The organism is Pseudonocardia sp. TMWB2A (assembly GCF_017312135.1).
The window spans coordinates 1,420,154-1,433,385 of sequence record NZ_QKQY01000002.1 but is presented as its reverse complement, the minus strand read 5'-3'; the positions used below and the strand labels follow the sequence as shown (position 1 = coordinate 1,433,385).

The window sequence follows — 13,232 nt, the reverse complement described above, 5'->3', positions numbered from 1 at the left end:
GATGGTGCGGATTCGGACGTATCAATCCGTCGTCCGCAATCGATCATAGGGGAGACCGTCGTGTGCGACGGGGCCGCGGCACCACGTCGCGGGACGGTGCCGAATGAGTGAGATGATCTCGCAATGTCCGTACGGCGGGTGACGGAAGAACTGCAACGTCTGGGCATGTCGGGGTACGAGGCGAAGGCCTACGTCGCCCTGGTCAGTGCCGGCGAGGCGGTGAACGGCTACGAGGTGGCGAAGCGGTCGGGGGTGCCGCGCAGCACCGTCTACGAGACGCTGGGCAAGCTCGTCGGCCGCGGCGCGGCGTTCGAGGTGCGGGCCGCCGACGGCACCGGCTACGTCCCGCTGCCGCCCGCGACGCTGCTGGAGCGGATGCGCCGCGACTTCGACCGCACGCTGGGCATCCTGCAGAACGAGATCCCGCGGCTGACCGCGCCACCGCAGGTGCGGCTGGTGCACTCGCTGACCGAGCGGCGCATGCTGCTCGAGCGGGCCGAGGACGTCGCCGCCGCGGCCCGCTCCGAGCTGTACGTGCTCGGCTGGCCGGAGGACGTCGAGGCCCTCAAGCCCACGATCCGCCGGGCCGAGGAGCACGGCGTCGACGTGGCCACGGTCGTCTTCGGCCCCGACGACGACCCGGTCGGCTGGCACACCGAGCACCGCTACTCCGAGCCCTCGGCGGTCGAGGACAACCTCGGTCGGCGGATGCTCATCGTCGTCGCGGACCGGGACCAGGCCGTGATCGGGGGGCTCACCGCCGACCGCACCTGGGGCCTCTACACCGACGACCCGGCCGCGGTGCTGCTCGCGCACCTCTACGTGCGCCACGACATCGCGATCCACCGCGTCGCCGACCGGTTCGCCGAGCACGGGTTCGACGAGTTCTGGGTCGACGACCCCGCCCTGCGACGGCTCCGCGAGCCCGTCGGCGAGCCGGTCCGGGCCACCGACGGCGCGCCCCGCTCCGTCGGCCCGGAGACCGACACCGTCGGCGACCTCGACGGCGCCGACGGGACCGACGAGGACGACGACGACCGGAGCCGGGCCGGCTGAGCGGCCCCGGGGCTCAGCCCGCGGGCACCTGCTCCGGCCTGCGCCCACCCAGGTGCCGGCCGAAGAAGTCGAGGATGATCTGCGCCCGCTGGACGCGGTGGCGCGGCGACCCGTCGCGTGACATCCCGTGGCTCTCCTCCGGGAACCGCCAGTACTCCACCGCCCGCCCGAGCAGCCGCAGCGCGACGAACAGCGCGTCGGCCTGCTCGACCGGGCACCGCAGGTCGTCCTCGGAGTGCAGGATCAGCATCGGCACATCGATGCCGCGGACGTGGTGCAGCGGAGACATCCGCCGGTACTCCTCCGGCGCGTCCAGCAGCGAGCGGCCCAGCTCGTGGCCGAACCACCCGGCGGCGTCGGAGCTCCAGTCCAGCGACTCCAGGTTGTTCACCGCCCGCTCGCTGCACGCGGCGGCGAACCGGGCGGAGTGGTGGGCGGCCAGCCACGAGGTGAGGTAGCCGCCGTAGGACCCGCCGAGGACGCCCACCCGGTCCCGGTCGAGCCGGTCGACGGCCGCGAGGGCGCCGTCGAGCGCGGCGAGCACGTCGTCGGCGTCGATCCCGCCCCACCCGGTCCCGGGTGCGGTCTCCGCCAGCGGGCTGCGGATCGCCCGGACCCGGTCCTGGGTGTAGCCGGTCGAGCCGTGCGGGTTGCACCAGACGACCGCGTAGCCGGCGCCCGCCCACAGCCGGAACTCGTCGAACCAGGCGTCGGCGTACTGGGTCATCGGGCCGCCGTGGATCGACAGCAGCACCGGGATCCGCCCGCCGTCGCCGGTGGCGGGCTCGTCGGGCAGCAGCACCCAGGTGTCGACGTCGCCGTCCCCGGCCGGGGACGGCACGGCCAGCCGCACCGGGGTGCGCCCGCGCGGCACGGCGTCGTGGAAGGGCTCGGTGAGCGAGGTGAGCCGGCGCAGCGACCCGTCGTCGGTGACGTGCAGCTCGCCGAGATGGTCGTGGTCGGTGACCAGGACGACGGTGGTCCCGCCCGCGCGGTCGTAGGCGGTCACCGCCCGCTCGCCGGTCAGCAGCGCCTGCGCGGTGCCCGCCCCCGCGCCGTCGGCCGCGACCCGGTACAGGTGGACCCCGCCACGGTCCTCGCAGGACACGAGCAGGTGACCGTCGTCCCAGATCGGGGGGCGCGCGCCGGGGAAGGGCCGCCAGGTGCGGTTGATGCCGGTCGCGAGGACGTCCTCCCGCCCGGTCGCGACGTCGACCACCGCCGGCGACGCGTGCGCCGGGGTCGCCAGGTGGTCGTCGGAGGCCGGGGTGGCCAGCCGGGTGCCGTCCGGCGACCAGGACGGGTGCGTGTGATGGCGTCCGGTGCGGGTGAGCCGCCGCGGCCCGTCCCCGCCGCCCGTGGCGTCGACCAGTAGATCCGCGCGGTCTCGTCCAGGTCCCAGTCCGGCTCGCGGTCCGCGACGACGGCCAGCGTCCGCCCGTCCGGCGACCAGGCGGGCGACGAGTGCTCGTACGGCCCGCCCGCGACGGCCACCGGGTCGCCACCCCCGGCGTCGACGACGAACACCGTCGACGGCCGGTCGATGATCCACCCCTCACCGTCCAGCCGGCTGAACAGCCGGTCGATCCGGCGCGGCTCGCGGGCCCGGTCGTCGTCGCCGGTGGCCCAGCGGGCCGCCCGCTCCCGGGACACGAACGCGATCCGTGTGCCGTCCGGCGACCACACCGGCTCGGACACCGGCTCCGGACGCTCGCAGACCACCACCGGCTCGCCCGGGACCCCGATCGGCAGCACCCGCAGCTGCGCGCCGCCGCCCTCCCGCCCGGTGACGACGGCCAGCCGCGTCCCGTCCGGCGACCAGGCGGGGGAGGAGTCGCCGTGCTCGGAGCCGGTCAGCCGGCGCGGCGGACCGCTCCCGTCGGTCGGGGTGAGCCAGATCGCAGTGCGGTACCGGTTGGCGCCGAGGTCGACGCGGCGGACCGCGACGGCGACGACCGTGCCGTCCGGGGACACCGCGGGGGCGCCGAGCGTGACCAGTCGTCCGATGTCAGAGGGCTGCACGGGGCCGACGGTAGGTGCCGGTGCCGCCCGGGGCACCCCCCTTTCCGAGCCGGAAACCGGCCCGTGTAGTGTTCTTCATGTCGCAAGGGGCTGTGGCGCAGCTGGTAGCGCACTTGACTGGCAGTCAAGGGGTCAGGGGTTCGAATCCCCTCAGCTCCACCCGAGACGAATCATCAGAACCCCGATCTCTTTCAGAGGTCGGGGTTCTGACGTTGTGGCCGTGGTGAGCTCTTTCCGCATCGTGCACCGGCGGTCCGCCACGCCGTGACGAGGATCCGATCCCGGGGCGGGAGGCCGGTCAGGACCGGATGCCCGGTGGCCCGTGCGGCCCGATCCACGTCAATCGCGTCCGCGGAAGAACTCCTGGATGTCGGTCACCAGCAGCTCCGGCACCTCCATCGCCGGGAAGTGCCCACCGCGGTCGTGCTCCGTCCACGCTGCGTGCGCACCAGCCGGGTCCACCTCGCGACGGACCGACAGATCCGCCGCGAAGACGGACACCGCGGACGGCGGGGCGGGCGGCGGCGTCCATCCGCCCGCGTCGCTCCACCCACCCGAGTCGCCCCAGCCCACCTCCTTGTCCCCGGCCGGTTGAGCGAAGGCCTTGTACGCCTGCATCCCCTCGTAGAGCGTGTGCGCGGTCGACCAGCCCAGCTCGTTGAACCAGTACAGGCTCACGGTGGTGAGGAGCAGGTCGAGGTCGACGGCGTCCTCGGGCAGCTCGTGCGACGGATCGGTCCACTCCGCGAACTTCTCCACGATCCACGCGAGCTGCGCGACGGGGGAGTCCGTGAGCCCGTAGGCGATCGTCTGTGGCCGGGTGGCCTGGATGTGCAGGTAGCCTGTGCCGTCGTCGCGGAACGTGTTGAACCGCTGCGCGCGGTCGAGGTCGCCGCCCGCCAGCCCGTCGAGGGACACCTCCGGGCCGAGCGGGAACGGGGTGGGACCGTTGACGTGGGTGGCGATCACCCGTCCGGCCGCGGCCATCGGCAGCATCGCGACCACGCCCGAGCCGACGTCGGTCCCCTGGGCGAGGAATCGGTCGTAGCCCAGCCTCGTCATGAGCTCGGCGAACGCCCCGGCGACCCGGAACAGGTCTCCCCAGCCCGCCTCGGTGACCGCGGAGAACCCGAATCCGGGCAACGAGGGCAGCACCAGGTGCACCGCATCCTCCGCACGGCCGCCGTGCGTCACCGGGTCGGTGAGCGGGCCGACGACGTCGAGGAACTCGGCGAACGAGCTGGGCCACCCGTGCAGCATCAGCATCGGTCGCGCCTCGGGCTCGGGGGAGCGCACGTGCGCGAAGTGGATCGGCTGCCCGTCGATCTCCGTGACGAACTGCGGCAGCGCGTTGAGCCGGGTCTCGGCCACGCGCCAGTCGAACGTGTGTTGCCAGTACTCGGCGATCCGGCGCAGGTAGCTGGTCGGCACGCCCCGGCCCCAGCCCAGCCCGGGCAGCTCGCGGGCCCAGCGGGTGTTCGCTATACGCGCCCGCATGTCGTCGAGTTCGGTCTGCGCGACGTCGATCCGGAACGGGTGGATGCCGTTGTTCGTCATGTCCGGAACGGTAGGAGCCAATGCGGCAGATTTCGTTCCGCGAGCGGCTAGGTTCGTCGTCGATGATGTCGACCTCGGCGCGTCTGCTCCGCCTCCTCTCGCTCCTGCAGGCCCACCCGTCGACGGGCGCGGACCTCGCCGGGGAACTGGGCGTCTCCGCCCGCACCGTGCGCAACGACGTGGAGAAGCTGCGTGAACTCGGCTATCCGGTGGAGGCCGTACCGGGGGTCGGCGGAGGCTACCGGCTGGGTGCGGGTGGGTCCCTTCCTCCGCTGCTGCTCGACGACGACGAGGCCGTCGCGGTCGCCGTCGCCCTCCGGACCGCCGCCGGCGGAACCGTGGCCGGCATCGAGGAGACCGCGGTGCGGGCGCTGGCCAAGCTGGAGACGGTGCTGCCGTCCCGGCTGCGGCACCGGATCGGCACGTTGCTCGCGCACACGGTCACCGTGCCGGGCTCGCTGACCGGCCTGCCCGGTGGCGCGACCGTCGACCCGGCCGTGCTGACGGCGCTGGTGGCGGCCCGCCGGGACCACGAATGCCTACGCGTCGACCTGGTGGACAACAGTGGCGCGACGACCCGGCTGGTGGTGGAGCCCTACCAGATCGCGCACCTGCTCGGCCGCTGGTACCTCGCCGCCTACGACCGCGGATCGGCCGACTGGCGGGTCCTCCGCGTCGACCGTCTGACCCCGTGCGTACCGAACGGGCCGCGATTCGTCCCCCGCCCTCCACCGCCGCAGGGCATGGACGAACTGGTCGCTCACGGCGCTGCTCGCGCGACGTGGGAGTTCTTCGCGCGGATCCGGCTGCACGCACCGATGGAGGCCGTGGCGCAGCGACTACCGCGCACGGCCGGCACACTCACCACGATCGACGCCCGATCGTGCTGGCTCGACACCGGCGCGGACGATCCGGCGACGCTGCTGCGATACCTGTCCATGCTCGACCTGGACTTCTCCGTGCACGACTCCCCGGAACTGGCCGCCGAGCTGCGCAAACTGGCGGGACGGTACGCCGGTGCCGTCGCCGACGGGGACGACACCGATCCACCGGGGATCCGGTAGACGGTGGCCGTTGCGTGATCGTCCTCGCTCGAGGCCCGACGGGCAGCGAACCACCGGTTCTCGGTGATCTGCGGGCGGGGCCGGACGTGGGCGCCGAGGCGATCCTGCTTGCCCCGATCCCGGGCGCGGCCCGATGATTCCCCGGTGAGCGAGGTCACGCGGACCGTCCGCCGGGTCCGGATCACCCAGCTCGTCGGGTCCACAGTGGACGGCGCAGTACTGGCCACGGCGGTGCTGTACTTCAGCACACGGGTCGGCCTGGCCGCGGAGACGGTCGGGATCGTGCTGGCCGCGGCCGCAGCCTGTGCGCTGGCACTGTCGGTGCCGATCGGGGTGCTCGCGGATGCCATCGGTCTGCGACGGGCGGGCGTCGGGCTGAGCGGGCTGGTGGTCGTCGCGCTCGTGGTCTACGCGCTGGCCGGCGGGCTCGTCTCCTACGCCGCCGGAGCGATCTGCTTCGTCGTCGCGCAGGCCGGGATCGGCGCGGTCCGCCAGGCCGTCGTCGCCGCGATGGTGCCGCCGCAGGACCGGGTACGCGCCCGGGCAGTACTGCACACACTGCTCAACGCCGGGATGGGTCTCGGCACGGTGTGGGGCGCAGTGGTGCTGGCCGTCGACTCGGCGGTGCTCTACCGGGCGACGTTCGTGGGCGGGGCGGTCGCGGCACTCGCCTGCGCGGTGCTGTTCGCCGGGCTGCCCGCCTCGGCCGGGACCGCGGGCGGGGTCGCAGCGGGCCGACGGCCCGGGTTCACCGCCCTGCGCGACGGCCGGTTCGTCACGGTGACCGGCCTGTCCGCACTGCTGCAGCTCACGATGCCGGTGCTCAGCGTGATCCTGCCGCTCTGGGTGGCCACACGGACCGGCGCCCCGGAATGGATCGCTGCCGTCGCGCTCGGGCTGAACACGGTCCTCGTCCTGCTCGTCCAGACCGCCTGGGCGGCGCGGATCGTCACCGCCGCGGCCGCCCGGCGCTCGGCCGTGGTCGCAGGGACAGCGCTCCTCGTCTCATGTGTCCTGATCGGATTCGCGGGCAGTGCGGGCGGAGTGGTGCTGCCCGCGGTGCTGGTGCTCATGGGGGTGACGGTGCTGACCGCGGGCGAGATCGGGGCGGGGGCGGCGACGTGGTTCGCCGCGTTCGGCTCCGTCCCGGACGGCGCCCAGGGCCAGTACCAGGCCGTGTTCGGGATGGCGGCCTCGCTCGCCCGGATCGTCGGACCGGCGCTCGTGCTGCCACTCGTACTCGCGACCGGCGCGTTCGGCTGGCTGGCGGTCGGCGCCGTGATGGCCGCCGCGGGCGCGGCGCTCGCCGTCCTCACCGGCCGACGGACCAGCCCGGCAGAGCTGTGATCCTGCTCGACGACCGTCGGCCGGTCGTGCTGCCCGGACTGGTCGGTCGAGCTGCCGGGAACGGTGGCCGCTGCCGCACCTGGGCTCGTCGGGGGAGACCCTGACCGGGGCCCGCTGTCCCGAAGGTCGTCGGTCCCGGCTTCGCCGCCACCGTCGGGTCCGGGGCCGGCGCCCACGCCGGCTCCACCGATGCCCACGGCACCCCGGCCGCGCCCGGTACCGAACCGGCGCTCGTTGCCGTCGGTTCCGGGCCCGCACTGCGGTCCGGGCATGATCTGCCCCCTCATCGACGAGCTCCGCTCGGCACGGGAGCCGACGTCGGAGCAGGTCCTGGAGGCAGCGCCTGTCGAGCGGGTCCGCGCCGAGCTGGAGCAGTCCGCCGGGCACGGGTCGGCACGTTGAGTACCCGTGCGGCCCGCGTCGGGCTCGGCGCCGACCTCCACGTCGACGGCGGGGAGAACCGGATCCGGGCGGCGGCCGCCCGGGGCCACTACCGTGACGTCCGCGCCGACGGCCCCGCCGACGTCCACCGGATCCCCGGGAGGCTGCCCCATGAGCGCACCCCCGCCGTTGCCCGACGACCTGGTCGACCTCCTCCGGAGGGCGTCCCCGTGCTGGGTCGCCACGACCATGCCCGACGGTTCGCCCCAGCTGGCCCAGACCTGGTGCGACACCGACGGCGAGCACATCCTGATCAACACCGTGGAGACCCACCAGAAGGCCCGCAACCTCGCCCGCGACCCCCGGGTCTCGGTCGCCGTCGCCGATCCGGACCAGCCCATGCGCTACATCAGCGTGCGGGGGCGGTGCGTCGCGGCCACCACCGACGGTGCGGCCGAGCACATCGACCAGCTGTCGCAGAAGTACCTGGGCCGGCCGTACCCGGGCTTCGGCGGTGGGGCCGGGACGCGGCTGCTCCTGACCATCGTCGTCGACCGGATCGTGCATCCCGGGGGATGACCGGTCCCGGCCCGGGACGGTCGGCCCCTCCCGACGACGGGTCCGCACGCACGATCTTCGCGATACGCTCCCGCCCGGCACCGCCTGCCCGTACGAAGGGGTGGGATCCTGGCCTGTGACGCAGTCGTGACTGCACGCGCCCGGTTCCGGCATTACCTTCCGAAAGGCCCGCGACCGGCGCGAGCGACGACGCGCGCGCGAGATCGAGGAGAGTGCATGAGCGACAGCCCTGAGCCGTCGGGACCGGCGATGCGGATCGGCGTGGCCGCGGAGGCGGAGCCCGAGACCCGCGTGGCGATGAGCCCCGAGACCGTCGCGAAGGTCGTCGGTCTCGGCTACGCCGCCACCGTCGAGTCCGGGGCCGGTGCCCACGCCGGCTTCACCGACGAGGCCTACGCCGAGGCCGGTGCCGACGTCGTCGACGGTCCCGTGTGGGACAGCGACATCATCGTGATGATCAACCCGCCGGCGCCCGAGGAGATCGGCAAGCTGCGCGAGGGCTCGGTACTGATCGCCATGCTCGCGCCGCGCTTCGAGGCCGAGCGGACCGAGGCGCTCACCGCCCAGGGCGTCACCGCCCTGTCGATGGACGCGGTGCCGCGGATCTCGCGGGCCCAGTCGATGGACGTGCTGTCGTCGATGGCCAACATCGCGGGCTACCGGGCGGTGATCGAGGCGGCCCACGTGTTCGGCCGGTTCTTCACCGGTCAGGTCACCGCGGCGGGCAAGGTCCCGCCGGCGAAGGTGCTCGTGGCCGGGGCGGGCGTCGCCGGGCTCGCCGCCATCGCCGCGGCGAACAGCCTGGGCGCGGTCGTGCGGGCCACCGACCCGCGCTCCGAGGTCGCCGACCAGGTGCGGTCGCTCGGCGGCGAGTACCTGGCGGTCGAGGTGGAGCAGGAGGCCTCCACCGACGGCTACGCCAAGGCCACCTCGGCGGACTACGACAAGCGCGCGGCCGAGATCTACTCCGAGCAGGCCGCGGACTGCGACATCATCATCACCACCGCGCTGATCCCGGGGCGCCCCGCGCCGAAGCTGATCACCGCCGCGGACGTCGCGTCGATGCGCCCGGGCAGCGTGGTCGTCGACATGGCGGCCTCGCAGGGCGGCAACGTCGAGGGCTCGGTGGCCGGCGAGGTCGTCGTCACCGACCACGGTGTGACGGTCGTCGGCTACACCGACCTGGCCGCCCGGCTGCCCGCGCAGGCGTCGCAGCTCTACGGCACGAACGTGCTCAACCTGCTCAAGCTCATGACCCCGGAGAAGGACGGGCGGCTCGCGCTCGACCTCGACGACACCGTCGTCCGCGGCATCACCACCGCGCACGCGGGGGAGACGCTCTGGCCGCCGCCCGAGGTGAAGGTGAGCGCGGCGCCCGCGACCCAGCCGGCCGAGGAGCCGAAGGAGAAGGAGCCGGAGAAGCCGCGGTCCCCGTACGCGGGGCTCGCCGCCGGGATCGTCGGCGCGCTGGCGCTGTTCGCGGTCACGGCGCTGGCCCCGGCCGAGCTCGCCGGGCACCTCACGGTGTTCGTGCTGGCGATCGTCATCGGCTTCTACGTCATCGGCAACGTGCACCACGCGCTGCACACGCCGCTGATGTCGGTCACGAACGCGATCTCCGGGATCATCGTTGTCGGCGCGATCCTGCAGATCGGCACCGGCGGCGACGCCCTGGTCATCGGGCTCGCCGCGGTCGCGGTGCTGCTCGCCGCCATCAACATCGTCGGTGGCTTCGCGGTGACCCGCCGCATGCTGCAGATGTTCACGAGGAGCTGAGCCGTGCAGACGTGGACCACTGCGGCGTACCTGATCGCCGCGATCCTGTTCGTGATCAGCCTCGCCGGGCTGTCGAGGCACGAGACCTCGCGCTCCGGGGTGCTGTTCGGCATCGCCGGCATGACGATCGCGCTGGTCGCCACGGCCGTCGTCGCGCTCGGCCAGGCGTCCGGGCTGGGCGTCGCCCTGCTGCTGGTCGCCGTCGTCGTCGGCGGGGCGATCGGGCTCTGGCGGGCCCGCGTCGTCGAGATGACGGGGATGCCCGAGCTCATCGCGCTCATGCACAGCTTCGTCGGCCTCGCCGCGGTGCTGGTGGGCTGGAACGGCTTCCTGGAGGTCGAGTCCGGTCACCTGCAGCTCGAGGGCTCGCTGCTGGGCATCCACCACGCCGAGGTCGCCGTCGGCGTCTTCATCGGTGCGGTGACCTTCACCGGCTCGGTGATCGCCTACCTGAAGCTGTCGGCGAAGATCAAGTCGGCGCCGCTGATGCTGCCCGGCAAGAACGTCCTCAACCTCGGCGCGCTCGTGGCGTTCGCGGTGCTGACGGTGTTCTTCGTCGTCTCGCCGCAGGTGTGGATCCTGGCCGTGCTCACGGTGCTGGCGCTGCTGCTCGGCCTGCACCTGGTCGCCTCGATCGGCGGCGGTGACATGCCGGTCGTGGTGTCGATGCTGAACTCGTACTCCGGCTGGGCCGCCGCGGCGGCGGGCTTCCTGCTCGGCAACGACCTGCTGATCATCACCGGCGCGCTCGTCGGGTCCTCCGGTGCCTACCTGTCCTACATCATGTGCAAGGCGATGAACCGGTCGTTCGTCTCGGTCATCGCCGGTGGCTTCGGGGCCACCTCCTCGGCGGCCGCCGCGGTGGAGGGCGAGCACCGCGAGGTCGACGCCGACGGCGTCGCCGAGCTGCTCGCGAACGCCGAGAGCGTCGTCATCACCCCCGGCTACGGCATGGCGGTCGCCCAGGCCCAGTACCCGGTGGCGGAGCTGACCCGCTCACTGCGCGACGCCGGCGTGAACGTGCGCTTCGGTGTCCACCCGGTCGCGGGGCGGCTCCCCGGGCACATGAACGTGCTGCTCGCCGAGGCCCAGGTGCCCTACGACATCGTCCTCGAGATGGACGAGATCAACGACGACCTCGCCGAGACCGACGTCGTGCTGGTCATCGGCGCCAACGACACGGTCAACCCGGCCGCGTCGGAGGACCCGGGCTCGCCGATCGCCGGGATGCCGGTGCTGCGGGTGTGGGACGCCAAGGACGTGATCGTGTTCAAGCGGTCGATGGCCACCGGCTACGCGGGCGTGCAGAACCCGCTGTTCTTCCGGGACAACACCCAGATGCTGTTCGGCGACGCCAAGGAGCGCGTGCAGGACATCCTGTCCTCGATCAAGAGCCTCGCGAAGTCGGGCTGACCGGCGGGCGACTTCACCCGGGCGGGGCGCAGGTGTTACCGAGCCGACTCCTGCGCTCCGCTTGCCCGGAACGTCCGGTGGGCACTCTGTGTCCATGAGTGAGAGCAGCACGCAGCACGCGAACACGACCTGGCCCCACCCCGAGAGCGAGCAGGCCCGCCACGACGGGCGCTACACCCCGGTCGCCCGTGCCGGGCACCGCGGACACCGGTCCGACGACCCGTCCACCTCCATGCGGGACTGACCACTCGCACCACCACGCCTGGTCCGCAGCCGGATCGGGCCCGATGAGAACCGGTCGCCGTCACCCGCCCTCGGGCGTGGGGTGCGGCGACCCTGTCGTCGCGGGGGTCCCCGGACCGGTCAGGACGCGGGGATGCAGAGCCCCGGACAGCGGCCGATCCGGCCCTGGAACGAGACGGTGGTCCCGTCGGGACCCGGCTCCACCCGTACGTCCTCCGCGACCGCCTCGATCATCCCGATGCCCCGTCCGCGGTGGCCGGGGTCGGTGGGCGGGTCGCGCCAGCGCCCGCGGTCGCTGACCTCCATCCGCACCCGGTACCCCTCGGCCTCACCGCGCAGCAGGACCGTCGCGGCCCCGTCCGAGCCCGCGGCCCCGTAGGCGTGCTCGATGCTGTTGGAGACGGCCTCGTTCACCGCGAGGACGAGATCCTGCACGGTCGGGCACTGTTCGTCGGTCCCGCACAGCGACGCGAGCCACCTCCCGGTCTCCCGGCGGGAGCGACCTGCCGACCCGGGTTCGACGGGCAGCTCGACACGCAGAGTCGGGGACATGGAAGAGCAGTACCCACCAGGTCGCCGTGCAACTCATCGGAGTGACCGTCGATCGAAACTCGACCAGGTCACGCGAAGTTCGACATGCGGGCCGGCGACACCCGGCCTACCGTCGGTCGGTGATGACAGTCGATCATCGCCGGCCGCGGAGACGGCATGGCTGAGCCGAGCACGGACGCCGAGGCGTCGCGCGCCGACGACACGGTGGGGGACCCGGTGGACGGCACGAGCGGCGACACCGCCGACGGCACGACCGGGCCCGCCCACGAGGCCGCGGACACCCGCCCCGACGAGTACGCCCACCTCCTCGCGCCCCTGCACGCCTTCGCCGCCGCCGACCCCGACGACCCGGAGCGGGAGCGGCTGCGCTCCGAGCTGGCGAGGGGCTTCCACCCGGTGGTCCGGCACATCGCCGGGCGCTACCGGCACCGCGGCGAGCCCGTCGAGGACCTGGAGCAGGTCGGCACGATCGGGCTGATCAACGCGCTGGACCGGTTCGACCCGGGCCAGGGCACCCCGTTCCTGGCCTACGCCGTCCCCACGATCACCGGGGAGATCCGCCGGTACTTCCGCGACCGCACCTGGTCGATGCGCGTGCCGCGGCGGCTCAAGGACATTCAGAGCCGCATGACCCGCGCCCAGGAGGAGCTGGCCTCGCGGCACGGCCGCGCCCCCAAGGTCTCCGAGCTCGCCGAGCACCTCGGCATCAGCCGCGAGGAGGTCATCGAGGGCCTGCAGGCCCAGGACTCCTACCGGTCGGACTCGCTCGACCAGCTCGTCGGCGACACCGACAACCCGCTCGGCGAGATCGTCGGGGGCATCGACGCCGGGATGGACGCGGTCGAGGCCCGCGAGTCGCTGCGACCCGCCCTGCGCAAGCTCCCCGAGCGGGAGCGGACCATCCTCATGCTGCGGTTCTTCGGCAACCAGACCCAGACCCAGATCGCCGCCCAGGTCGGGCTGTCGCAGATGCACGTGTCGCGGCTGCTCGCCCGGACCCTGGTGACCCTGCGCGGCCACCTCGCCGACGAGCAGACCCACCACGACGGGGTCCCCGAGGCCGGCTGACGCCCGCCCGCTACGACGACCGGGTGGCCGTGGTGGTCCGACCGGGGCAACCGGGCCGGTCCTGATCACCTCGCCGTCACCTGCGCGTTTCCCCACCGGCCTCCCGGGGCACCCTGTCGTGTTCCGCGCACGCCGTCGTCCGTCCACCGGGCCACGGTGTCGCGCACACCGAGA

The 13,232-nt window shown here is 73.3% G+C and carries 13 protein-coding genes and 1 tRNA gene; 10 read left to right on the top strand and 4 right to left on the bottom strand.

The window, feature by feature from the left end; translation table 11 throughout:
* Positions 1-165: 165 nt before the first annotated feature.
* Complete coding sequence (locus DMP17_RS21130; RefSeq protein ID WP_374228736.1) at positions 166-1,056, top strand: TrmB family transcriptional regulator; 891 nt, start codon at positions 166-168, stop codon at positions 1,054-1,056.
* A 13-nt stretch (positions 1,057-1,069) separates the two neighbouring features.
* Here DMP17_RS21130 and DMP17_RS21125 read toward each other — a convergent pair whose 3' ends face one another.
* Together DMP17_RS21125 and DMP17_RS21120 are read right to left on the bottom strand one after the other, a co-directional pair.
* The gene (locus tag DMP17_RS21125; RefSeq protein ID WP_337832706.1) at positions 1,070-1,783 is read right to left on the bottom strand and encodes an alpha/beta hydrolase family protein; all 714 of its coding nucleotides are present in this window, start codon (positions 1,781-1,783) and stop codon (positions 1,070-1,072) included.
* A 296-nt stretch (positions 1,784-2,079) separates the two neighbouring features.
* On the bottom strand, positions 2,080-3,078 hold the full coding sequence (locus tag DMP17_RS21120; protein WP_337830385.1) for a TolB family protein: 999 nt from the start codon (positions 3,076-3,078) through the stop codon (positions 2,080-2,082).
* An 86-nt stretch (positions 3,079-3,164) separates the two neighbouring features.
* On the opposite strand from DMP17_RS21120, the gene DMP17_RS21115 reads away from it, so the two are divergent.
* Positions 3,165-3,237, top strand: a tRNA-Ala gene (locus DMP17_RS21115).
* A gap of 180 nt (positions 3,238-3,417) precedes the next feature.
* Here DMP17_RS21115 and DMP17_RS21110 read toward each other — a convergent pair.
* Positions 3,418-4,635 carry an epoxide hydrolase family protein gene (locus DMP17_RS21110; protein WP_337830384.1) on the bottom strand — a complete coding sequence of 406 codons (1,218 nt, stop codon included), beginning with the start codon at positions 4,633-4,635 and terminating at the stop codon, positions 3,418-3,420.
* A gap of 62 nt (positions 4,636-4,697) precedes the next feature.
* On the opposite strand from DMP17_RS21110, the gene DMP17_RS21105 reads away from it, so the two are divergent.
* The 7 genes from DMP17_RS21105 (at position 4,698) to DMP17_RS21075 (ending at position 11,439) form a co-directional block, all read left to right on the top strand.
* A complete protein-coding gene (locus DMP17_RS21105; protein WP_226367094.1) occupies positions 4,698-5,699 on the top strand; it encodes a helix-turn-helix transcriptional regulator in 1,002 nt (333 codons plus the stop codon).
* A 144-nt stretch (positions 5,700-5,843) separates the two neighbouring features.
* Positions 5,844-7,046 carry an MFS transporter gene (locus tag DMP17_RS21100; protein WP_337830383.1) on the top strand — a complete coding sequence of 401 codons (1,203 nt, stop codon included), beginning with the start codon at positions 5,844-5,846 and terminating at the stop codon, positions 7,044-7,046.
* Between the two features lie 270 nt (positions 7,047-7,316).
* Positions 7,317-7,448 carry a hypothetical protein gene (locus tag DMP17_RS21095; protein WP_255656391.1) on the top strand — a complete coding sequence of 44 codons (132 nt, stop codon included), beginning with the start codon at positions 7,317-7,319 and terminating at the stop codon, positions 7,446-7,448.
* 150 nt (positions 7,449-7,598) lie between these two features.
* Positions 7,599-8,006, top strand: a complete 408-nt coding sequence (locus DMP17_RS21090) for a PPOX class F420-dependent oxidoreductase (protein ID WP_337830382.1) — start codon at positions 7,599-7,601, stop codon at positions 8,004-8,006.
* 216 nt (positions 8,007-8,222) lie between these two features.
* Positions 8,223-9,782, top strand: coding sequence for a Re/Si-specific NAD(P)(+) transhydrogenase subunit alpha (locus DMP17_RS21085; RefSeq protein ID WP_255656389.1), 1,560 nt, complete (start codon positions 8,223-8,225; stop codon positions 9,780-9,782).
* A 3-nt stretch (positions 9,783-9,785) separates the two neighbouring features.
* Positions 9,786-11,195 carry a Re/Si-specific NAD(P)(+) transhydrogenase subunit beta gene (gene pntB, locus DMP17_RS21080; protein ID WP_226355426.1) on the top strand — a complete coding sequence of 470 codons (1,410 nt, stop codon included), beginning with the start codon at positions 9,786-9,788 and terminating at the stop codon, positions 11,193-11,195.
* Between the two features lie 94 nt (positions 11,196-11,289).
* On the top strand, positions 11,290-11,439 hold the full coding sequence (locus tag DMP17_RS21075) for a hypothetical protein (RefSeq protein ID WP_157818481.1): 150 nt from the start codon (positions 11,290-11,292) through the stop codon (positions 11,437-11,439).
* Between the two features lie 119 nt (positions 11,440-11,558).
* On the opposite strand, the gene DMP17_RS21070 is transcribed toward DMP17_RS21075, so the two are convergent.
* Positions 11,559-11,990, bottom strand: a complete 432-nt coding sequence (locus DMP17_RS21070) for an ATP-binding protein (RefSeq protein WP_226355427.1) — start codon at positions 11,988-11,990, stop codon at positions 11,559-11,561.
* A gap of 156 nt (positions 11,991-12,146) precedes the next feature.
* Between DMP17_RS21070 and DMP17_RS21065 the strand changes: the two genes are divergently transcribed.
* Complete coding sequence (locus DMP17_RS21065; RefSeq protein ID WP_337830381.1) at positions 12,147-13,058, top strand: RNA polymerase sigma factor SigF; 912 nt, start codon at positions 12,147-12,149, stop codon at positions 13,056-13,058.
* The last annotated feature ends 174 nt before the right edge of the window (positions 13,059-13,232 follow it).